The sequence below is a fragment of the Armatimonas rosea genome (assembly GCF_014202505.1).
GTDB classification, from domain to species: Bacteria; Armatimonadota; Armatimonadia; order Armatimonadales; family Armatimonadaceae; genus Armatimonas; species Armatimonas rosea.
In genome coordinates this window covers 1,111,917-1,132,169 of record NZ_JACHGW010000002.1, presented here as the reverse complement: position 1 = coordinate 1,132,169, position 20,253 = coordinate 1,111,917, and the positions used below count along the sequence as shown (strand labels likewise).

Here is a 20,253-nt window from a genome sequence, read left to right as displayed (position 1 = left end):
CAAATAACCATGAAACCAATACTTTTAGGACAGCCGTGCCAGGCACGCAATGTACACGCCGGGGTGATTGTCAACGACAAGGGCCGCGAGTGGTTTGTCATCACCAACATGAACGAGGCGTCGAACATGGAGCTTATTATGATCGACGCCCAGCGCGATGTGGCCGAGGTACACCGGGCACCGGCGGGCTCGGGGGCGTGGGCGCTGGAGAAGCTCTCGGAGACACTGCTGGCGGTCGGGACCTATTTTGACGGCATGTTCATGCTCTTCGATGTCAGCAAGCGGCAGTGGGTCAAGACCGCCAAGTTCCCCGGTGAGGACTATATCTGGAACTTTGGAATCGGCAAAGACGGGCGGCTCTACGGCGGGACCTACCCGGGCGGCAAGCTGGGAGCGCTGACTGTCGAGACCGGCGCGGTGGAGGACCTCGGGGCCCCGACCAAGGCAAGCGGCAACCTCTATCTGCGGTATGTCTCCGCGCTCCCCGATGGGCGGCTCTTCTGCCAGTTTGGCTTTGGCAAGCCCGAGACACAAGTCTTCGACCCGGCGACCAAGGCGTTCACCAAAGCCCCCGATGCGCTCCAAGGCGCGAGTATCGGGGTGGCATGGAACGGGTACTTTTTGGTCGGGGCGAAGGCGTTTCGGATGCCGGACTTGGCAGAGGTGACGCCGCTGCCGTTCCCGGAGCCCGATCCCAAAGACGGTGCCTGGAACGTCGACACGCGCCTCACCGACAGCAAGACCCTGATCCTGCGGCAAGGGCAGAAGGTCTGGCGGTTTGTGGCGGGCGAGAAGAAGCCCACGCTCGCCCTGACCCTCACCGAGAACTCCGGCGGGCTGCTGGCGCGCAACGACAAGGGGACGTTCTTTGGGGTGCGCGGCCAAGACTACTTCACCCTCGGGGGGCGCAAGCGCACGCTGGAGTTGAAGCGTATCCCCGGCCCCGCCGCGCCGCGCCCGACACACTTTCTGCGGGTCGATGACCGCGGGCGGCTCTGGGGCGGCCCGACCTTTGGCCAGACCCTCTTCTACCTCGACACCAAGACCGGCAAGCTCACCAATACCCGCACGATCTCCGACCAGGGCGGGGAGGTCTACGATGCGGCCATCGTCGATGGGATCTGCTACGCCGTGGCCTATGTCGGCGGCGAGGTGATCCGCTTCGACCCCGATGCCAAGTGGAACCAGGTAGAACATGTCAACCCCAAGACCATCTTCCGGGTCGGGCCGGACTACATCCGCCCCAGTGCCGGGGTGACGGTCGGCGATGATGGCAGGCTCTACGCGGGCTGGCTGGCCAAGTACGGCGAGTACGGCGGGGCTGTCAGTATCACCGATCCCAAGACCGGCAAGTCCGAGGTGCTGAAAAACCCGCTGGGGCCGCAGGGGATCAGCGGGGTTGCGCCCGTCGGAGTGGGGCAGGCGCTGATCGGCACCAGCACCGAGGCCAATGGGCTCTCCGCCCAGAAAGGCGTCCCCGTGAAGGTCGGGCTCTGGGACCTGGCACAGGGGAAGGCACTCTGGACCCACGAGTTCCCCGATGTGGCGTCGGTCTACGGCCTCCTCTACGACTCCCACACCAAGCTCGCTGCCTGCGCCTACCGCAACAAGCTCTATGTCTTCGACCCCCAAAAGGGCGAGCTCGGTGCCCCCGCGATTGAGAAGCTCAGCAGCCGTCCCATTCTTGGCGAGCCGGGGACGGTCCTCTACGCCGACGGCAACACGCTCTTCTCCTACTCGCTCACCACCAAAGAGAGCCGGGAGCTCGCCAAGCTCCCCGCCAAGGTCGGCTCGATCGCCTACGGCGGCCCGGAGAAGAGAGTCTTTGTCGCCTGCGGTGTCGATGTCTACAGCCTCCAGTAGACCCCGCTCTCCCGCGCCATGAGTCGCTCCGCCACAAAGAGGCGGCGGAGCGTCGCGACATCGTCGTGGAAGGGGCGGAGCTTGGCGCTGAGCTCTACCTCGGTGTAGCGCACACCCGGCTCAAACTCCGCCACGAGCCGCTCCAGCACGATCCGCTGCTTCTTCTGCCGCGCGGGGATCGTCGTGAGCCGCCCGTTCTCAAAGAACGCATCCAGCACTTTCTTGGCGAACTTATCCGCAGGCTCCTCCGCCTCCATCAGCGCCTTCAGCCGCTCCCCCAGTCCGGTGCCCAGCGCGTCCACCGCCTCGGGCCGGGCTTGGTGCACCCGATTTAGCGTCTCCACCAGCCCCGCCTCACGGAGCTTGCCGATATGGTGCGTGATGGTCGGCTCAGACAGCCCCAGCACCGCCGCCAGCTCCTCGCCCGTCTGCGGCTCGCGCAGGAGCAAGCCCATGAGCCGCAGCCGGGTCGGCTCCCCCAGCGGCTTCAGCTGCCCTGCTAGTGTTCCAATGGTCTCGATCATAATGACACTCATCTAATCATTTAATTAGATATATGTCAAATCAAATAATCCCTCATGGAAATCATGGGGCTATGGGGCGAGCAAGTCGCCGCCTCGCTTCGCTCGGAATAACCTTGTACCGACGAGGAACGAGGAGGCGGCCGAAGGCCCCATAGCCCGACGTTTACCGTCGAGGATTGCCCCACGTTCACCGTCCACGCGAACCATCAGGCAGACATAAAAAAGCCCCTCTCCCAGCGAAGAATGAGCGGCCGGGAGAGGGGTTGGGGAGAGGTTACGAGTGGTTTAGCTACGCGCCGAGGCCAGCGCCGCTTGCCCGTGCGGGCTCGACTTGGCGGCGGGCGCGGCGCTCTGCAACCAGTGCGTCGGTGGCGAGGGCCTTGAGCGGGTCGGCGGGGCGGCCTATTTCTTCGCGGGTGGCGGCCAGGATCGGGCGGACATCGGTCTCGTAGGCATCGCGCAGGATCGCGTGGGCCCCCATGACATCCCCGGCCACCTGCATCTCGGCGAGGGCGGCGCGGTCCACAAGCAGCGCCTTGGCGTAGGCGGTCTGGACATTGAGCACCGAGAGCACCATGGCCTCGATCTTCTTCTCCACCACATGGCTCTGGTCCAGCATGTAGGCCGTCTGGAACGCCGTCTTGCCGTCGTTGCCGTTGATCAGCTCATGGAAGATGCAGAACAGCGCGTAGGGGTTGGCGCTCCCAACAATCAGGTCATCGTCGGCGTAGCGGCGGTCGTTGAAGTGGAAGCCCCCGAGGCGCCCCTCGGCGATGAGCGTGGCGACAATGAACTCGATATTGGTGTAGTGGCCGTGGTGCCCCGTGTCCACGAGCACTTTTGCGCGCTCGCCCAGCTTCTGGCAGACCGTGAAGCTCGTGCCCCAGTCGGCAAGGTCGGTGTGGTAGAACGCGGGCTCGAAGAGCTTGTACTCCACCAGCATCTCGCCGTCGTCGGGCATCGCGGCGTAGCCCTCGGCGAGGCAGTCGATCAGGCGCTGGCGGCGGGACTTGATATCGTCCTGGCCCGGATAGTTCGTCCCATCGGCCAGCCAGATGCTCAGCAGCTTGCTCCCCGTCACCTTCATGATCTCCGCGCACTCTTTCAGGTGCGCGACCGCTTTCTTGCGAATCGCCGGGTCGGGGTTACAGACCGAGCCGAGCTTGTAGTCGTGATCTTGAAAGAGATTCGGGTTGATCGCCCCAATCGCGACTCCCTCGCTCTTGGCGAACTCCGCGATATCGGCCCAGGTCTTACCGGCGGGAGGCAGGTCCCAAGGAATGTGCACCGCAACCGTCGGGCAGACCCCGGTGAGGCGGTGCACGGTCGCGGCGTCCTCGATCTTCTCGTAGATATCGCGGGCCACTCCCGGTTCCGGGAAGGCTCCGAAGCGGGTGCCCGCATTGGCGAAGCCCCAGGAGGGCAGCTCGATAGGAAGGGCGCGCAGCGCGGCGCGGATTTGCTCTTGGCTCATGCCCGTTGATTCGTGGCCGGCGGAGCGTTTTCCTGCCGCCGATTGGAAATCGGCGTCCGCAATGGCGTTCCGCCATAAAGCCCGGGTACCCTATGGGTGCGGGCTCCCGAATTTATCCCCAGCTTCCGAGACCAAGGTCGTAGAGCGGCTGAAGCGGATCGCGGGGCTTGGGCGGCTTTTGCCAGGGCCAGAGACGCTTTGAGGAGTTCGGTGCTGGGATCTGCAAAGCCACCAACGTGGTTTCGATTTGGTGGGGAAGCCGCTCGTCCAAGTGCTGTATCTCCTCCAAAAGCCAGGTGATAGCAGTAACAGAATCTGGCCCTGTCATCTGAAAAATGTCGAATGGCTCCAGCAGAATGTGAGATAGCTGACGCTCTGGGTGTGTGAGAAACGCCTTCGTCTCTTCGACCAGAGGTTGAGCAAGCGGATTCGTGAGTTGGTCAAGAAACGCAAAAAGCCTCTCACGCCCTTGTGCTAGTTCTCCTAAGATCGCAACTTCACCTTCATCGGGCCAATCAAGCGAAGGGGAGATTTGTGGCGATGCTGAGACCAGTAGCTTGAAGGCAAGCGGAATATCGTAGGCGTGCTCCGCAAGAAGTAGAGGCTTTGCTTTCGTACCTTCACTGGGGGCAAAATCAACAGCATAGAGCGAGCAACGATTAGCCATTCAAAGTTCCCCTATCCTTCCTCTAGAAGTTCCTTGAGCGCAAGAAGCTCATAAAGATGCGCCTGATCTTTTGGACGATTCGCCGCACGCTTCATCGCAATCAGATCATCCACCGATGCCACATGAACAGAAACTCCAAAAACTTCCATTTCCACAGCACGAGAGACTAGCCCCTCATAAGAATCCAGCCCCTCTGGGATGGCGAGTAAATCCAGATCGCCAAAGTCGGTTTCGAGGGTCAGGTTCATTGCATTTCGAAAGGTTTGGGCATCCAGAGGGAACGGTATGTCTGGGGGCAAACCGCGCAGGCGGGCATGAATGGACTGGATGACATTGGCCAGAGCCACAAAGTTCTCCGAGTCACGCGCATAGGCTACGTCGATATCCACGGTAACATGGGCGCTTCCGTGTGACATCATCGCCAGTCCGCCAATCAGAACAAATCGCGCTCCTGCCTCATGAAGACGCTGAAGCAGTGCGGCGAAGTCGGGTTCTTTCTCCGGCACGTCTTACCTCCAAAATGGTTCGTAGAGCACGCTGATGCTTGAGCCAGCGTTGCTCCGGCGTGAGCTTCAGGTTCTCCCGGAGCAGGGAAAGATCCACCCCGTTTTCGTCCTGCTCGCCATACGGGTGCGCCGCAAGCCAGGCTAGCACTTGCTCCTGGGAGTCGGATTTCGTGGGCAACATGGACAAATTGTATCTCACGGGGTGCCGGGCGGGTAGAATCCCTGCATGAGTTTTCGAGAGTTTCAGGATGTCAAGCCGCGTGTCGCGCTGATTGGGTCGGGGTGGTATGGCAAGTGTGATTTGTTTCGCCTGCTTCAAGTCGCCCCAAACGCAGAGGTCGTGGCGCTGTGCGATGTCGATAAGAAGATGCTGGCAGAGGCAGCGGAGCTGGTGGCGGCGCGGCAAGTGTCCAAGAAGCGCCCGGCGACCTTTGCGGACTATCGAGAGCTGCTTAAAGAGACAAAGCCGGAGCTGGTGATTATTGGCACGCCCGACCACTGGCACGCGCTCCAGGCGATTGCGGCGATGGAGGCGGGGGCGGATGTCTACTGTCAGAAGCCGATCTCGGTGGATATTGCGGAGGGGCAGGCGATGCTGGCGGCGGCACGCAAGCACAAGCGTGTCGTACAGATCGGGACGCAGCGGCGCAGCACGCCGCACTTGGTCGAGGCGCGGGAGATCTTAAGAGAGGGCAAGCTGGGCAAGATCGGGCTGGTGGAGACGTGCTGCTACTACCACATGCGCAGCTCTAGCCGCGTGGCCAATACGGCACCGCCGGAGACGCTCGACTGGGAGATGTGGACCGGCCCCGCGCCGCTGCGGCCCTACAATCCCGTGGCGCATCCCCGCGGCTGGCGTGCGTTTATGGAGTACGGCAACGGCATTGTCGGGGATATGTGCGTCCACATGCTGGACATGACCCGCTGGATGCTCGGGCTCGGCTGGCCGAGGAGCGTGTCGTCGAGCGGCGGAATCTTCATGGACAAGGCCAGTGTCGCCAATATCACCGACACCCAGACCGCGAGCTTCGACTTTGGCGAGACCCAAGTGCTCTGGCAACATAGGAGCTGGGGCGATGCGCCCGATCCCAAGTACCCGTGGTCGGCGACTTTCTACGGCGAGAAGGGCGTGCTCAAGGCCAGTGTCAATGGCTACGACTTTCTCCCCAGCCGTGGGCCGGCGATTCACAAAGATGTCACGCTAGAGCTGGACAAGTTCCCCGAAGACGCCACCGAGCGGGACCTCGAGAAGCATGTCGCCCCCGCGATTCGCTACCACATGGCCGACTGGCTACGCGCGGTCCAGAGCCGGGGGCATCCCGTCGCCGATATCGAGGAAGGCCATCTCTCCACCGCGAGCTGCATCCTGGCGAACCTGGCACAGCAGACCGGGCGGACACTGACCTGGGACGCGACCAAGGGGCGTATTATCGGGGACGAGGCCGCCAACAAGCTCTTGAGCCGTCCCTACCGGAAACCCTGGGTCCATCCGTAATCCCGCAATAGCACTGGGTGAAATAGTCTAATTCACAGGTTAAGAATCGCGAATATCCCACCGACTATAGAGAGGGTATTCCATGAAAATTCTAGCTGTTGAAGAAGACGCGCTCTCGGCCCTCCTCCTCCATGAGGCGCTGGAGCGCCAGGGCCACCAGGCAACCATTGTCCGTGATGGCGAGGCCGCCTGGGAGCAGCTTACTCAGGGAAGCAATCCCCGTAGCGAGACCCGCACCCAGTCTCCCTACGATGCCCTGATCACCCGCTGGAACGCGCCCAAGGTCAATGGCCTCGATATCTGCCGCCGTATCCGTCACCCCGATATCGGGATCGAGAGCCTGCCCGTGCTCATGGCCATGGACAGCGACACGCCCGAGAACCGCAGCCGCGCCACGGAGGCCGGTGCGCTGGTCTGTGTGCGCTACCCGCTGGAGCCGGAGGAGATCCGCAACGCTCTCCAAGAGATCCTAAACCCCAAACCTGCACCCGCACCCGCCCCGGCCATCCTCGACAAGACCCCCAACTTCGCCACCGCCCCCGCCGAGTCGCTGGCCGTGGCCCGTATGGGTGCCACGGAGGTTGCCCGCACCAGCAATGGCAACGGCCACGGTAATGGCTCCATCCCCGCGTCCGGTGCGGGTCTCCCCGCGACCCTGCCGTCCACCGGAACCCTGGGTGCCAAGGAGCGCCTGGGAGAGATCCTGATCGCCCGTGGCCTCCTCACGGCCTCCCAGCTCGCGCAGGCCCTGGAGATCCAGAGCCTCACGCGGGAGCGCCTGGGCTCGATCCTGGTGAGCAAGGGCTGGGTCAATGAGCAGGACATCACCGCCGCCCACAGCCGCCAGATCGACATGACCTTTGTCAATGTCGAGAGCGAGACGATCTACGAGGACGGGATCGCCCATATCCCACGCGAGCAGGCCCTCGCGCTCCTGGTGCTCCCCTTGGAGCCGTCGGAGGAGGACTCCTACCTCTCCGATCCCCCGATCCGCGCCGCGGTCGCCAACCCCTGGAACACGCCCGCCATTGATCTCGTACAGGCACGCACCAAGCGCCGCGTCAAGGCTGTCCTTGCGGAGAGCACCGCCCTCAAGCGCGCCATCGAGCTGGCCTACCAGACCAGCAACCGCTCCTACGAGAAGAACCAGCTCGCCCGCTCCCTGGAAGAGACCCTGACGGTCCTCAGCGACGATGCCACGCTCTCGCCGGAGGAGGCGCGCCGCCTCGCGGAGGACAACGACAATGTCGCGACAATGGATGATCCCAACGATGCCCCGATCATCAAGTTTGTCAACACCATCCTGATCGAGGCGGTCCGCAAGCGCGCCTCCGATGTCCATATCGAGCCCTACAAGAAGGACTTCCAGGTTCGGTACCGAATCGATGGTCACCTGCACGTGATGCACGTGCTGCCCAAGAACTCCTTTGCCGCCCTGGTCTCGCGCATCAAGATCCTCAGTGACCTCGATATCGCGGAGCGCCGCTTGCCCCAAGACGGCCGTATCAACCTGAGCATCGACGGTCGCACGGTGCAGTTCCGTGTCTCTACCCTGCCCAACCTCTACGGCGAGCGTGTCGTGCTTCGTGTGCTCGACGGCGGCGCGACCCAGAAGACCATCGAGCAGCTGGAGTTCTCCCGCCCCAACCTGGAGGCGTTCAATAATCTCATCAAGCGCCCCTACGGCATCATTCTCGTGACCGGCCCAACGGGCTCCGGTAAGACGACGACCCTCTACGCGGCGCTCAATGCGGTCAAGGACTCCGCCACCAATATCATGACCTGTGAGGACCCGGTGGAGTACGAGATGGACCGGATCAGCCAGAGCATGGTCAACCCCAAGGCCGGCCTGACCTTCGCCTCGCAGCTCCGCGCCATCCTGCGCCAGGACCCCGATGTGGTGCTGGTCGGGGAGATTCGCGACGGCGAGACGGCCGAGATCGCCTTCAAGGCCGCGATGACCGGGCACTTGGTGCTCTCCACGCTCCACTGTAACCAGGCCGCCGGTGCCCCCACCCGCCTGATGGACATGGGAGTCGAGCCGTTTCTGATCGCCTCGGGCCTGATCGGGGCGCAGGCCCAGCGCCTCGCGCGCCGCCTCTGTCCCAACTGCCGGACGATGGCCCCGCCCACCCCGGAGCAGCAGAACCTCCTGAACCTGATGTACGGCGCTCCCCTTCCCGTGAAGGCAATCGGTCAGGCCGTGGGCTGCGCCCGCTGCAACGGTGGCACGTCGGGCCGTATCGGTATCCACGAGCTCATGGTCATGTCCGAGCCCATCCAGACCCTCGTGATGAAGCGCGCCACCACCACCATCATCCAGAACGAGGCACTCCGCAACGGCATGATCCCCATGATCGGCGACGGCCTCGGGAAAGTGATCGCGGGGATGGCGCTCCTCGACGATATCCAGAAGAAGGTCTTTGCGGGGTAGCCGCGTGGACGGTAAACGTCGGGCAAGCCCGGATGGAAATCATCCGGCTATGGGGCGCTTCGCGCCGCCTCGCTTCGCTCGGAATCTCTTGTACCGACAAGCCTACTTGTACCGACGAGGCACGGGGAGGCGGCCGAAGGCCCTACAGCCGGACGTTTACCGTCCAGGCAGAATCAGGTCGGAATCTCAGCGCGGAGGAGCTGACCTTTTGCTCATGCCCCATTATAAACACAAAACCCCTCTTCCCCGCGAGGCACGAGCGGTTAGGGGAAGAGGGGAAGCGCTCTAAGGCGCGGGGAGATGGCTAACTAGCGGCAGGGAGCGCCGCGACCGGGCTGGCGGCGATCTGTGCCGGCTGGCCCGGCGGCTGCCAGTTCTTGTCCTCGTCGTCGTCGGCCTTGAGATAGACCTGGCGCATCACATCCTCCGCGCTGGTCAGCCCCGCCCGGATCTTGTTGAGCGCGTCCTCACGGATCGGCACCATCCCCGCATCAATCGAGGCGCGGCGTAGGATCGAGCTGGGTGCCTTGTCGATAATCAGGCGCGAGAACTTCTCATCGACCGTCACGACCTCATGCACCCCGATTCGTCCCTTGTAGCCCGTGCCCTCGCACTCGGAGCAACCTGCGGGCTGCCAGATCGGGTCGGCATCGGAGATTCCTAGGAGTGCGGCCTGGCGCGGGGTCGGCGGCGCTTGGCGGCGGCAGCGGACACAGAGCCGGCGCACGAGGCGCTGGGCAGCCATGCCCACCAAGCCGGAGGCGATCAGAAACGGGGGGACCCCCATATCGATCAGACGAGTCACCGAGGTCGGGGCATCGTTGGAGTGCAGGGTCGAGAGCACGAGGTGGCCCGTCATCGCGGCGCGGAAGGCGATCTCGGCGGTCTCCTGGTCGCGCATCTCCCCCACCAGGATGATATCGGGGTCCTGGCGCAGGATGGCGCGGAGCTGGCGGGCGAAGGTCAGGCCCACCTTCTCATTGACCGCGCTCTGGTTGATCCCCTCCATATTGACCTCGACCGGGTCCTCGCAGGTGACGATATTGGTCGCCTTGCTCCGCAGCACATTGAGGGCGGAGTAGAGGGTAGTGGTCTTGCCCGACCCCGTTGGGCCGGTTACCAGCACCAGCCCGAGCGGCTGGCGGATCAGCTCCTCAAAGGTCTCCTGGTTGTGGGGCGAGAAGTCCAGCCCCTGGAGCGGGCGCACCGACATCGAGCGGTCCAGAAGTCGCATCACGATCTTCTCACCGTAGAGCACCGGCAGGCTGGAGATACGAAGGTCGAACGACTTGCCCGGCATCGTGATGGCGATACGGCCGTCTTGGGGCAATCGCTTCTCGTTGATATCAAGATCGGCCAGAACCTTGATACGCACGGCGACCGGGTCCTGGAGGTCCTTGGGCAGCTCTTTCCAGGTCTGCAGGACGCCATCGACACGAAGGCGGACCTCGAGACAGTTGGCGCGCGGCTCGATATGGATATCACTGGCCCCGAGGCGAACGGCATCGTTGACCATCGCATTGACCATCTGAACGGCGGGGCCTTGAATGGCGGGCGAGGTGCCCCCCGGACCAGATCCTGGCATACTCATGTTTCACTACTCTCCTGTGAGTAGGTTCGCCGGGGGGGGAGAAAATTCCTGCCCAGGTTCCTCTGGGCAGGACAGGCCTAGCCGCGCTGGCCGAACTCGTAGGCGGGATCGACTTCGTCGTTGCCGGTGGGCGGCGGGACGGTCACCTCGCTCTTGTAGTCGGTCTTGGGGGAGACCTTCTCCAGCTCGACATCCATGCTGTGGGCCAGCTCGGTGAGCTTGGTGGGATCGGGGGTCTCGCCCAGCGACGAGAGCACGGGGATGAGGGCATCGAGGGCAGCGGTGTTGGCGGCCTCGGCCTGCTTGGCGGTATTCAGGTGGGCGACGATACTTTTGAGGAGCTCGTTGGCGATCCCAAAGTTGCGCTGGGCGATTGCCTGAAGCACCAGGTCCAGCTCGCGCCGGGCCTCTAGCTGGTGGAGGAGCGCGATATCGGCCTTGCGTGCCAGCTCCGACGAGCGCAGGTTCCGCCGGGTGATCTTGTACTCCTCAGTCAGCTTCTGGAGCTTCTTCACCTGCGACCGCATCCCACTGCCGTAGGTCATGGCCAGGATAAAGAGGGTCCCCGAGACAAGGATGATCCACTGGGTCTTATTGAATCTCATAATAGTGGTATCGTATCGTACAATAGGAACCATGGAAAGAGTGCGTACAGTCCTATTGCGGGGAATCCAGCGGGAGGCGATGCCCGGAGCCGTGGTCTGCGTGCGGCAGCGAGGCGAGACCCTCTGGCACGAGGCCCTCGGCACGACCGACGGTAGCGCGCCCACCGCCCTCGCCACCCTCTACGACCTCGCCAGTATCACCAAGCCGGTCGCCATGGCCTCCAGCATCTGCACCCTCGTGGAGCACGGCGAGCTCACCCTCACGACACCTCTCACAGACTTTATCCCCGCAGCGAGCCACCTCAAGGACGCCACCCTCCGGCACCTGCTCACGCACACGTCGGGCCTGCCTGCCTGGATCGCGTGCTACCAGGACGAAGGCTTCGGGCTGGACGCTGCCGTGCGTGCGATTAGCCAGCTCCCGCTCCGGGGCGCACCCGGCACCCACTACGAATACTCCTGCCTCAACTACATCCTGCTGGCGCAAGTATTGGAGACTGTCACCGGCACCACCGTAGATCGCTTCGCCGCCGAGCACGTCTTCGCGCCGCTGGGCCTCAGTGAGCAGCTCACCTACCACCCTGACCCCGCCCGCTCCGCCCCGACCATCTCCCAGGAGGGGCCACGCTCCGGGGAGACACTGGCAGGCGTTGTCCACGATGGCAATGCGCGCGCGATCTGCGCCGAGGGCCGCTCGGTCTCGGGGAACGCGGGGCTCTTTGGGACCGCGGAGGCCGTGGCGCGCTTCGGCGAGGCGATCCTCCACGGCGGGCTCTTTGGCTCCCCCACCCGCCAGCGCTGGCTGCTGCCCCAGTCGACACCGCCCGGACACACGCTCGCGTTTTTCTGCAAGCCCAATGGCCTCACCCCCACCGGCGACCTACTGTCTGACCGCGCCGTTGGGCACTCGGGCTTCACGGGCACCGCACTCGTTCTCGATCCCGAGTCCGGGTGCGTGATCGTCCTGCTCACCAACGCGGTCTATGTCGACAACAGCAAGACCGAGTTCCTGCCCCTGCGCCGCCGGTTTATGAACGCTCTCGCCGGGACGCTCTAAGGCCGCGTATAGAATGCCCGAAGCTCCGCTGTGAGCCGCGCCTCGCGATGCGCTGTTCTCTCCACCTGCCAGGCATAGGCCAGGGTCAGCGCCAGCACCAGCGGCAAGGTGCACCGCCCAAGGCCACGCAGGACGCCAAAGACCACCGGAACACGCTTGACCCGGCTCACAATCGCCAAGACGGGAACCAGGCAGAGAAGGGGGTAGAGAGCGGGGAAGGCAAAGAACGCACGGGAGCATGCTTCGTCCCCAAGTGCCTGCCACCAGGGCTGTGGGTCTGCCGCACTCGCGGAGAAGCAGCGCAGGTAGGTGTCGTAGAACGTGTTGATTGTGTCCTCCGCTCCCCACATCGCGACGCTCGCAAGCAACACCAGCTGGCCCAGCGCGAGCACGGTCGCCGCCATCACGACCACCTCTAGTAAGTACCGTCCTCGCTCCATCGTCCGCCACGCCTGCCAGAGCGTAAAGAGCCCAATGCCGCCTTGAGCGAGCAGTAGCCCTAGCGAGAGCCAGACCTCGGATTCGGAAAGCCCCGAGCGCCAGACGGCCAGCGGGACAATTCCCAGCATCAGCCAGAGCCCGAGACGAATACCGAGACAGGCTGCTCTCTGACGGTGAAGACGCGCGACCAGGGCACAAAACGCCCCGATCAGCAAGGTCGCCAAGAGGGTCGCCAGCCCGCGTAGCCCCACTTGCCACTCGGCGGCGAGGCCGTAGAAGCTATCGCTGGCAAGGGTGAAAGTGCCATGAAGCGCCTTGGCTTCCTCATTGCGCTTCCAGAGCTGTGCCACCGCACTCGCCTCCGCCGCTCCCCAGTACTTGGTATGTGCCGCCAGAGTATCCCGTCGTCGGGCTTGCTTGGTCTCTTCCGACGAGCCGGTGTACTTTCGTGGTAGCTCGCCGCCGGGGCGGGCCGTCGCAATCGCGGTTAGCGTGATCCCGGTGTGTGCTGTCAGCGGCAAGCCCGGCTGCTCTCGAAGAAGGACGCCCAGCGCTCTGAGGTCATGCCGTAGCGCGAGCCCCTCGGTAAGTGCGCCCGCTTGCTCTCTCTTCGCCGCCAACACCGTGACTACCCGTGCCAGTGCCCTCAGGCGACCAAAGTGTGGAGCAATCAGGCTCTGCTCAACCTGCATCTCGGCGAGGGCGGAGTGCCTGCCCTGCACGTGATCGAGCTGCGCCAGCCGCGCCAGAACCTCCTCATTGGTGTAGTCGTCCCAGCGGGGGCACTGTGCAGCTTGGTGGAGCGCGGCGAGTGCCTGGCTGTCGCTATGAAAAGCGAGCAAGGCCACGGCACGGAGCGTCGGGAAGAAGGCATTGCCCGGATCGCACTGCTCGCCGGCCTCCGTGAGTGCCAGAATATCGTAGAGCGAGAGGTCCTTGGGATAGGTCTTCGGAAAACCCGCCTCGGAGTGCCCCTGATAGAACACCTCCTCCGCCTTGCGCTCCAGGGTGAGTTTTTCCCGGCAGAGCTCGCGTAGCGTCCGGGCTAGCTCCCCCGCGGGGCTGAGCTTTGGCGGGACCGCGGGGCCGTCCAGCGCCTTGACCAGCGCGGGGCCTTTTCCGCCAAAAGCGGCCTGTGCCTGCTGGCGCACCAGCCAGCCGGTCTTGGGATGGAGCGAGAGGGTCAGCAGGATCGCGACACTCAGGGTAAGACAGAGCAGAGAGAGAGGGTTCTTTTTCATCGACGAGAGGACTCCAGAGCGGTCGCGCGGAGGGTTGCTTCCTGCGACACCAAGAGCACCGTTGCCAGTGCGTGATGGATCAGTAAGGCGACAAAGAGAGGCAGGCTCCCCCGTGCGACGCCGCGCACAACCCCGACCGTGACGGGCACACGCCGCACGCGGCTCACCACCAGGAGAACAGCCACCAGCGCCAGAGGGAGGCAGAGCGTCCCGGTCATTGCCGTACTGTTCCCTGCCACCCATGCCTCCGGCTCAGAGACTGTGTCTGTCGCCACCTCGTCGTCGGGTTCGCCACAGCCACAGCCCTCCCCGGAGCCCAGCACGGCCGAGCGCAGTGCCAGCGCCCCCGATAGCGGCAGGTAGAGCAGCGTGGCCAGAGCAGCAAGCCCCGCCAGCGCGGCGAGGAGCCAGCCCGCACTGCGCCAGCGCCGACCACGTGGCGTCGTACGGACAAGCTGAGCGAGCGCAAAGATTCCCAGGCCAGCCGCGGGATAGAGTGCCCAAGAGCGGAAGAGCGCGCCGCTCACCAGGGCAATCGCGACCAGCGGGAGCACTCCGAGCACCAGCCAGAGCGCGGCACGCACCCCCGGATGGGCGGGCAGGCTCGCGCGAATCCGCCCAGTGCGCTGCAGGAGCGCGGCGATCGCCCCCAGGATCAGAACGTGACAGGCCCCCACTAAAAACACAAGGCTCCAGCCCCAGGTGAGCAAGGGACCTACCAGAGGCAGGTAGAGATTCCTCGCGTCTTCGTTCGCTTGCTGTCGTGCCAAGCGAAACGCCGTCTGCTCGCCCTCCACCGCCGTTGCCTCCTCAGGATGACCGATGTGGCGCAGGTAGTCCAGGTACACACAGCGGAGTGCCGCCCCACGGACTCTTTCCTTCACATCGTCGAGGGCCGCCACTGGGAGCCCTCCCGGCCGCTCCATGAACGTTCGGGGAGAAAGCAAGAGGCACCCACTCTCCCGAAGCCGGGTCACCAGCGTGCGGAGCGTCCGGCGTATCTGGAAGCCTCCTTCCAAGTCGCCCAGCAGCTCGCGGCGGACCGCATGCACCAGAGCCAGCCGGCTTGCACGGCGGAGGGCACCGAGGTCAGGGAAGTTGAAGAGCAGCTCTGTCGAGTAATCCCCAAGAGCGGGGTGGGAGCCGTAGTGGAGGGTCAGAAGCTCGTGGCGTCCCTGGACCATCGCCGTGTGGTAGTCGTCCCAGCGTCGCTTTGTCGCGGCGAGGTGCAGGGCCTGAAGCGCCTCTTGGTCCCGGTGCGCGGTAAAGAGGGCCACGGCGCGCATGGCGGGAAAGAACGCATTGTCGGGGTCGATTGCCTCGCCGTGCCGGGCCTGCTCCAGAAACGGTGTCACCATGCCCGCTGGGGGCTGTGGCGGCGACGAAATAAGTCGGCGCTGCCAGGCACTCGGCGGAGAGCGGCGCTGGAGCACGGCTTCGTCTTGGGGGCGGTGGGGCAGAAACGCGCTGTTGTTTCGCGTCAGCCAGGCGCGGAGGACACCTGCGGCGACGGCGGGCTCTTGGGGGAAGCGCCTTGCCAGGTCCGCACAGAGCCTCTGCGCGACTTTGGGATCGTCTTGGATAAACGCCGCTGCGAGAACCACGGGGACGCTCTCCGGGTGCTGCTGGGCGAGCGTGAGGACCGTCTGGTCCCGCTCCTCCAGGCTTGCCCCTAGGTTTCCGAGTGCCGCAGTGCCGACTCGTTCTCCGGCACCCGCAAACACGACACGCCACTGTGTCCGTATCAGCCAGGCAGTCTGGGGATGGAAGTGGAGCCCTGTCAAGACAAAGGCAACCACCAGCAGGCTCTTCTTGGCAAGACCACTCATGCCGCTCTAAACGCAGAGTGGCATGGGTTGGTTACGGGCGTGCGGTCAGGAGCAGAAAGATCGCGCAGAGCAGCGACAGGCCAAAGGCGGTGGGAAGCGAGAGAGTCGCCAGCCCGGTGAGGATGCTCACGGGTGCTGCCTTGCCGCGCTGGCGTCCTTGGAAGGCCAGGGTCAGCATCGCGATTCCCAGGGGAAAGAGCAGGACAATCCCACAGAGCGCCCCGGTCAGGCGCTGCGCCCCCACCAGATGCGCCGCTCCCGCGCCCCACCAAGCTGCCCCCCCGATCAGGATACTCAGCAGGCTCAGCTGCACCCGCGCGCGGGGCTTGCCGTCGCTCCAGTACGCGGGATTTCCTAGCACCAGCCCCGCCACTCCCCCACAGAGCAGCGTCGCCAAAAGCGCCACCAGCGCCCAGGTCGCCACCACGAGGAGCGGCCACGAGGCGATATCTCCCTCGATGCGCACCGCCGGCATGGGCTGCCAGAGCGCCGCCGCGATAATCGCTCGGAAGAGGCCGCGCAGGAGCCAGCCCGTGTGTGGCAAGCAAAAGAGCACCAGCAAGGTACTCACCGCCAGCCCGATTCCGAGTTTTCTCATGGGTATCACCACAAGAGATAGTCGGAGTAAGTGTGTTATTTCTCCCGCGTGAAACTACGGGCATTGCCCCGGGTATGAGGTATTCCTCAGAGTAGTAGCAAGAATGCCTACCTTCTAAGGCAACGGCTCCTGTGCCCCTGGTTCCCCAAGCAAGCGCAAGCTAGCCCCTCGGCACGACAGAACCAGCCGCTCACCAAGGGCAAACTCCAGCGTGAGTTCGACGCGTTCCGCCGTTTCCAGCGGCAAGGGAACGACATTGCGATATGTCTCTGCGCCTACGATTAGCTCTCCCGTCACCAAGTAGCTGTCTTCCATCTCTTCGGGGAGGGCTCCCGCGATGCTCCCCTGCCCCAGTTCCAGAACCGCTTTCTGGTACCAGCCGTGGGTCTCCCCATGAATGTAGAGCGCATCGAAGCAGAGACAGGCTCGCCCCGGCTCTAGCAGAACCGAGGCGAGACGTGCATCGTGGAGCTCAAACGCGAGGCTCACTAACCTGCCCCATGGAAAGAAGCTCCTCCAGCGAGCGTAGGATTTGAAAATCGGCAAGCAGGCACACGGGCTGGTCTTGGGTATCCAGCCCCCAGTAGCAGGGATAGCATCCATCGCCCATCCCAGCAATAAAAACAACCATTCGAGCGCCCCTCTCCATTGTCAGAGTAATATCACCGTTTCCCGTCATCACGTCGCCCATTAGTCGTTGTACTTCCTCTTGAGCCAGGTAGTATTTGAGCCCCTCATCCAGAAAGCACCCTGTACCTGAGTCCACACCAAACCCAAAATACTGCATCCCCTCCAACTCATCAGCATTTTGCTCAGGGCAGAGAGCGAGCTCCCAGTGGATGATTGGGTTATCCGAGAAACAGATCAGAGCATAGACATTAGATGCATAATGTCGCGATGTGTACTCATCTACCATCCCCAACACAACAGAGTAGGTTCCAGGTGGCACCGTGCGAGTGAACGGGGTAATGTCTTCCGGAAACCTCCCATACGCCGGATCAGTAGCGATCAGCTTTCCTGTAGCTAGAGTGAGATCGCCGATCTTCTCTTCGTGAATCTGGGCTTCCCACGTTTCGATGCCCCCTCCCTCCGACACGGCGACCGTAAATCGCCGCGTCGGTTGGTAGGTTTTAAGGTGTTCCGGAATGTACAACTCAGCAAGAACTCCCAGCCCGGCACGGGCTTTGCGGCGGAGGGACGACGCCATTGCAGACGCCGATTTCAATCGGCGGCTAACCCGTCGGCGCTTAGTCCGTGACGGCGCCGACGCTGGCGGTGGAGACGAGCTTGGCGTATTTTGCCAGCACGCCTCTGGTGTAGCGCGGGGCGGGCGGCTGCCAGGCGGCGCGGCGCGTTTCGAGCGTGGCGTCGTCGACGTTTAGCGTGAGCGTGAGCGTGGTGGCGTCGATGGTGATGCTATCGCCCTCCTCGACCAGCGCAATCGTCCCCCCGACTGCGGCTTCCGGGGCGACATGGCCGACCACCAGGCCGTAGGTGCCGCCGGAGAAGCGGCCGTCGGTGATGAGCCCGACAGAGTCCCCGAGGCCCGCACCGATAATCGCGGCGGTGGGGGCCAGCATCTCGCGCATGCCCGGGCCGCCCTTGGGGCCTTCGTAGCGGATCACCAGCACATCGCCGGGGTTGATCTTGCCGCCGAGGATCGCCGCCTGGGTCTCCTCCTCGCTCTCAAAGACTCGCGCCGGACCGGTGATCTTGGGGGACTTCACGCCCGTGATCTTGGCGACCGCGCCCTCGGTGGCCAGGTTCCCGCGTAGGATCGCCAGGTGCCCCTGGGCGTAGATGGGCTTGTCGATGGGATGAATAATATCTTGATCGGCGGGCGGGGCATCGGGGATATGGGCGAGGGTCTCGGCGATGGTCTGGCCGGTGATCGTGAGGCAGTCGCCGTGGAGGAGCCCCGCGTTGAGGAGGAGCTTCATCACCTGCGGGACACCGCCGACATGGTGGAAGTCGTTGGCCAGGTACTTGCCCGATGGCTTGAGGTCGCAGAGCACGGGGACGCGCTTGCGAATCTCTTCAAAGTCATCGATACTCAGTGGCACCTCGGCGGCGTGGGCGATGGCGAGCAGGTGCAGGACGGCGTTGGTCGAGCCGCCCGTGGCCATGACCACCGCGATCGCGTTCTCAAACGCCTTGCGGGTCATGATCTGGCGGGGGAGGAGCTGCTGCTTCACGGCCTCCACCAAGACGCGACCGCTCTCAGCGGCGCTCTCGGCCTTCTCGGGGTCCACCGCGGCCATGGTCGAGCTGTGCGGCAGGCTCATGCCCATCGCCTCAATCGCGCTACTCATGGTGTTGGCGGTGTACATCCCCCCGCACGAGCCCGCACCGGGGATCGCGTTGCACTCGATCCCCCGCAGCTCTTCATCGTCCATCTTGCTGGCAGAGTGCGACCCTACGGCCTCGAAGACGCTGACGATATTCAGATCGCGGCCCCGGTACTTCCCGGCCTTGATGGTCCCGCCGTAGACAAAGATCGCCGGGACATTCATCCGCGCAATCCCGATCATCGCACCGGGCATGTTCTTGTCGCAGCCACCGATGGTCAGCACCGCGTCCATCGACTGCGCCATCACGGCGGTCTCGATGCTATCGGCGATCACCTCGCGGCTGACAAGGCTGTACTTCATGCCCTCCGTCCCCATCGAGATACCGTCGCTGACCGTGATTGTCCCAAAGGTCTGCGGCATTCCCCCCGCCTCACGAATCGCCGCCTCGGCACGCTCGGCGAGCGGGCGAATCCCCATGTTGCAGGGCGTGATGGTCGAGTGGGCGCTGGCGATCCCGACAATGGGCTTCTGAAAGTCCCCATCGCCAAAGCCGACGGCACGGAGCATGGAGCGGTTGGGAGCGCGCTGCACCCCCTCAGTGATAATGCGACTACGCGAGTTCAAAGGCACGGTGTAAAAAATCCTCCGGGCTCATTCTATCGCGTGGCGCCAGCCAGCCCCCTAGCCCCCGCCATCTTGCCTCCCCCAGCTCGCACCGCTCGCTACCCCCTCCGGCTTCGCGAAGGGGGTGCTTTTTGGGGCTATGCTTTTACGTCGAGCTTTTCGAGGAGCTGGGGGCGGTCGCGTAGGGCGATTCGGGCGAACTTGAGGTAGGTCGCGGCCCACTTGTCCAGCGCGGCGAGAGCATCGTTCTGCTGGGGGGTGAGCTCTTGTGCTCCACCTTTTGCCCCCTCTTGTGCGCTATCGGCCGCCTTGAGCGCGGTGATCTTGGCGTGCTCGGTGGTGAGCTTGGCCTCGGTGTAGCCGTGCGCCGCGAGGGCGGCTTTGACATCCGCAGGGCCGTTGGTGGCACCGTCGAAGAGGGCATCGGCGGCGCGGAGAAAGGCAGTGAGCCCCTGCGGGGTGTTACCACTCAGCCCCAGCGCGGTGCGCCCGTGCGAGCCTGCGGGAAAGAGCGCCCGCCCGGCTGCGGCCAGGTCGGCGTAGGCGCGACGCGCCACTTTCTCGGTCTCGACAAGCACCTCCGTCTTTTGCTTCTGCACGGCACGGCTGAGCTGACTGAGCCCGAGCTGGGTCTGTGCGGCTTGGAGCAGCGCCCGCCCTTCGGCGCGCTTGGTGGCGGTGTAGCCGAAGGGCTCTACCAAGGTGATGATCTCGGGGTGGCTCTCGGTGCCGTCTAGCAGGAGCTCCGCACGGCGTAGCTTGCTTGCAATGGTGCGCGGGGTCAGCTTCCGCGGCTTGGGGGTGGTCGCTAGAGCACTGGGCGTACTCTCTGTCGTCTCTGGCATACTCTCTTTCTCCTACTGCGTTGTTACGGAGGCTCAGGGCATACTCTTGGGAAGGTTCTGCACACTCTTGGAATGGTTTTGTTACCCTCGTTGAGCGACGGTGCACACTCGTGGAACGACTTTGCACGCTCTTTGGAACTCCTTGCACGATCCCTCAAAGCCTCTGCG

The 20,253-nt window shown here is 63.9% G+C and carries 17 protein-coding genes; 4 read left to right on the top strand and 13 right to left on the bottom strand.

What is annotated here, in order from left to right:
• Positions 1 to 9 precede the first annotated feature (9 nt).
• Entirely contained in the window at positions 10 to 1,863 is a 1,854-nt protein-coding gene (locus HNQ39_RS13100; RefSeq protein WP_184196540.1) for an NHL repeat-containing protein, read from the top strand.
• On the opposite strand, the gene HNQ39_RS13095 is transcribed toward HNQ39_RS13100, so the two are convergent.
• The 4 genes from HNQ39_RS13095 to HNQ39_RS13080 all read right to left on the bottom strand — a co-directional run bounded on the left by HNQ39_RS13095 (position 1,848) and on the right by HNQ39_RS13080 (position 5,034).
• The gene (locus HNQ39_RS13095) at positions 1,848 to 2,399 is read right to left on the bottom strand and encodes a DUF2087 domain-containing protein (RefSeq protein ID WP_184196537.1); all 552 of its coding nucleotides are present in this window, start codon (positions 2,397 to 2,399) and stop codon (positions 1,848 to 1,850) included. The two genes, HNQ39_RS13100 and HNQ39_RS13095, sit on opposite strands and share 16 nt — an antisense overlap.
• A 277-nt stretch (positions 2,400 to 2,676) precedes the next feature.
• The gene (gene rhaI, locus HNQ39_RS13090; RefSeq protein ID WP_184196534.1) at positions 2,677 to 3,861 is read right to left on the bottom strand and encodes an L-rhamnose isomerase; all 1,185 of its coding nucleotides are present in this window, start codon (positions 3,859 to 3,861) and stop codon (positions 2,677 to 2,679) included.
• A 112-nt stretch (positions 3,862 to 3,973) separates the two neighbouring features.
• On the bottom strand, positions 3,974 to 4,528 hold the full coding sequence (locus tag HNQ39_RS13085) for a DUF7822 domain-containing protein (protein ID WP_184196530.1): 555 nt from the start codon (positions 4,526 to 4,528) through the stop codon (positions 3,974 to 3,976).
• Positions 4,529 to 4,539: 11 nt separating this feature from the next.
• Positions 4,540 to 5,034 (bottom strand): nucleotidyl transferase AbiEii/AbiGii toxin family protein, encoded by a 495-nt coding sequence (locus tag HNQ39_RS13080; RefSeq protein WP_184196527.1) that lies wholly within the window; start codon positions 5,032 to 5,034, stop codon positions 4,540 to 4,542.
• A 226-nt stretch (positions 5,035 to 5,260) separates the two neighbouring features.
• On the opposite strand from HNQ39_RS13080, the gene HNQ39_RS13075 reads away from it, so the two are divergent.
• Both HNQ39_RS13075 and HNQ39_RS13070 read left to right on the top strand, forming a co-directional pair.
• A complete protein-coding gene (locus tag HNQ39_RS13075) occupies positions 5,261 to 6,529 on the top strand; it encodes a Gfo/Idh/MocA family protein (protein WP_184196524.1) in 1,269 nt (422 codons plus the stop codon).
• An 82-nt stretch (positions 6,530 to 6,611) separates the two neighbouring features.
• Positions 6,612 to 8,963, top strand: coding sequence for an ATPase, T2SS/T4P/T4SS family (locus HNQ39_RS13070; protein ID WP_184196521.1), 2,352 nt, complete (start codon positions 6,612 to 6,614; stop codon positions 8,961 to 8,963).
• 304 nt (positions 8,964 to 9,267) lie between these two features.
• Here HNQ39_RS13070 and HNQ39_RS13065 read toward each other — a convergent pair whose 3' ends face one another.
• Both HNQ39_RS13065 and HNQ39_RS13060 read right to left on the bottom strand, forming a co-directional pair.
• Complete coding sequence (locus HNQ39_RS13065) at positions 9,268 to 10,548, bottom strand: GspE/PulE family protein (RefSeq protein ID WP_184196518.1); 1,281 nt, start codon at positions 10,546 to 10,548, stop codon at positions 9,268 to 9,270.
• Between the two features lie 83 nt (positions 10,549 to 10,631).
• Positions 10,632 to 11,159: a hypothetical protein gene (locus HNQ39_RS13060; RefSeq protein WP_184196515.1), complete on the bottom strand. Its 528-nt coding sequence runs from the start codon at positions 11,157 to 11,159 to the stop codon at positions 10,632 to 10,634.
• A gap of 31 nt (positions 11,160 to 11,190) precedes the next feature.
• Between HNQ39_RS13060 and HNQ39_RS13055 the strand changes: the two genes are divergently transcribed.
• Positions 11,191 to 12,216, top strand: coding sequence for a serine hydrolase domain-containing protein (locus tag HNQ39_RS13055; RefSeq protein ID WP_184196512.1), 1,026 nt, complete (start codon positions 11,191 to 11,193; stop codon positions 12,214 to 12,216).
• On the opposite strand, the gene HNQ39_RS13050 is transcribed toward HNQ39_RS13055, so the two are convergent.
• From HNQ39_RS13050 to HNQ39_RS13020, 7 genes are all read right to left on the bottom strand, one after another.
• The gene (locus HNQ39_RS13050) at positions 12,213 to 13,898 is read right to left on the bottom strand and encodes a hypothetical protein (RefSeq protein WP_184196509.1); all 1,686 of its coding nucleotides are present in this window, start codon (positions 13,896 to 13,898) and stop codon (positions 12,213 to 12,215) included. The two genes, HNQ39_RS13055 and HNQ39_RS13050, sit on opposite strands and share 4 nt — an antisense overlap.
• The gene (locus tag HNQ39_RS13045) at positions 13,895 to 15,727 is read right to left on the bottom strand and encodes a hypothetical protein (protein WP_184196506.1); all 1,833 of its coding nucleotides are present in this window, start codon (positions 15,725 to 15,727) and stop codon (positions 13,895 to 13,897) included. The genes HNQ39_RS13050 and HNQ39_RS13045 overlap by 4 nt, the downstream gene beginning before the upstream one ends.
• Before the next feature lie 31 nt (positions 15,728 to 15,758).
• Positions 15,759 to 16,325 (bottom strand): hypothetical protein, encoded by a 567-nt coding sequence (locus HNQ39_RS13040; RefSeq protein WP_184196503.1) that lies wholly within the window; start codon positions 16,323 to 16,325, stop codon positions 15,759 to 15,761.
• Between the two features lie 114 nt (positions 16,326 to 16,439).
• Positions 16,440 to 16,814, bottom strand: coding sequence for a hypothetical protein (locus HNQ39_RS13035; protein ID WP_184196500.1), 375 nt, complete (start codon positions 16,812 to 16,814; stop codon positions 16,440 to 16,442).
• Positions 16,798 to 17,532 carry a DUF4241 domain-containing protein gene (locus tag HNQ39_RS13030; protein ID WP_184196497.1) on the bottom strand — a complete coding sequence of 245 codons (735 nt, stop codon included), beginning with the start codon at positions 17,530 to 17,532 and terminating at the stop codon, positions 16,798 to 16,800. Before HNQ39_RS13030 ends, HNQ39_RS13035 begins: the two co-directional genes overlap by 17 nt.
• A 40-nt stretch (positions 17,533 to 17,572) precedes the next feature.
• Positions 17,573 to 19,246: a dihydroxy-acid dehydratase gene (gene ilvD / locus HNQ39_RS13025; RefSeq protein WP_184196494.1), complete on the bottom strand. Its 1,674-nt coding sequence runs from the start codon at positions 19,244 to 19,246 to the stop codon at positions 17,573 to 17,575.
• A gap of 131 nt (positions 19,247 to 19,377) precedes the next feature.
• The gene (locus HNQ39_RS13020) at positions 19,378 to 20,085 is read right to left on the bottom strand and encodes a PQLLE family protein (protein WP_184196491.1); all 708 of its coding nucleotides are present in this window, start codon (positions 20,083 to 20,085) and stop codon (positions 19,378 to 19,380) included.
• Positions 20,086 to 20,253 lie beyond the last annotated feature (168 nt).

Coding starts and splice junctions, on each gene's coding strand:
- HNQ39_RS13065 (WP_184196518.1), bottom strand. CDS start 10,548: ATGCCAGGATCTGGTCCGGGGGGCACCTCGCCCGCCATTCAAGGCCCC.
- rhaI (WP_184196534.1), bottom strand. CDS start 3,861: ATGAGCCAAGAGCAAATCCGCGCCGCGCTGCGCGCCCTTCCTATCGAG.
- HNQ39_RS13075 (WP_184196524.1), top strand. CDS start 5,261: ATGAGTTTTCGAGAGTTTCAGGATGTCAAGCCGCGTGTCGCGCTGATT.
- HNQ39_RS13055 (WP_184196512.1), top strand. CDS start 11,191: ATGGAAAGAGTGCGTACAGTCCTATTGCGGGGAATCCAGCGGGAGGCG.
- HNQ39_RS13100 (WP_184196540.1), top strand. CDS start 10: ATGAAACCAATACTTTTAGGACAGCCGTGCCAGGCACGCAATGTACAC.
- HNQ39_RS13020 (WP_184196491.1), bottom strand. CDS start 20,085: ATGCCAGAGACGACAGAGAGTACGCCCAGTGCTCTAGCGACCACCCCC.
- HNQ39_RS13085 (WP_184196530.1), bottom strand. CDS start 4,528: ATGGCTAATCGTTGCTCGCTCTATGCTGTTGATTTTGCCCCCAGTGAA.
- HNQ39_RS13060 (WP_184196515.1), bottom strand. CDS start 11,159: ATGAGATTCAATAAGACCCAGTGGATCATCCTTGTCTCGGGGACCCTC.
- HNQ39_RS13030 (WP_184196497.1), bottom strand. CDS start 17,532: ATGGCGTCGTCCCTCCGCCGCAAAGCCCGTGCCGGGCTGGGAGTTCTT.
- HNQ39_RS13040 (WP_184196503.1), bottom strand. CDS start 16,325: ATGAGAAAACTCGGAATCGGGCTGGCGGTGAGTACCTTGCTGGTGCTC.
- HNQ39_RS13095 (WP_184196537.1), bottom strand. CDS start 2,399: ATGAGTGTCATTATGATCGAGACCATTGGAACACTAGCAGGGCAGCTG.
- HNQ39_RS13045 (WP_184196506.1), bottom strand. CDS start 15,727: ATGAGTGGTCTTGCCAAGAAGAGCCTGCTGGTGGTTGCCTTTGTCTTG.
- HNQ39_RS13070 (WP_184196521.1), top strand. CDS start 6,612: ATGAAAATTCTAGCTGTTGAAGAAGACGCGCTCTCGGCCCTCCTCCTC.
- HNQ39_RS13050 (WP_184196509.1), bottom strand. CDS start 13,898: ATGAAAAAGAACCCTCTCTCTCTGCTCTGTCTTACCCTGAGTGTCGCG.